Below are 276 nucleotides of genomic sequence, written 5' to 3' on the forward strand. Positions count from 1 at the left end.
GCCGTCGCGGGTGCCGTCGGCGGTCTTGAGCGCGATCTCGGCCGAGCCGTCGCCGTCGAAGTCGTAGGCGATCAAGGACGTGTAGTGCGCCCCGGCCCGGATGTTGATCCCCAGGTCAATGCGCCACAGGCGCTGACCGGAGAGGGTGTAGGCGTCGATGTAGACGTTGCCGGTGTTGCCGTCGCGGGAGTTGTCCTTGGAGTTGGACGGGTCCCACTTCTGGATCAACTCGTAGGTGCCGTCGCCGTCGAGGTCGGCCACGGTCGCGTCGTTGGG

At 67.0% G+C, this 276-nt stretch carries 1 pseudogene; it reads right to left on the bottom strand.

The window, feature by feature from the left end:
* Positions 1-276 (bottom strand): annotated as a pseudogene (locus L0U85_RS20245) (hypothetical protein); the annotation flags it as partial.

The organism is Glycomyces sp. L485 (assembly GCF_022548875.1).
Taxonomy (GTDB): Bacteria; Actinomycetota; Actinomycetes; order Mycobacteriales; family Micromonosporaceae; genus Glycomyces.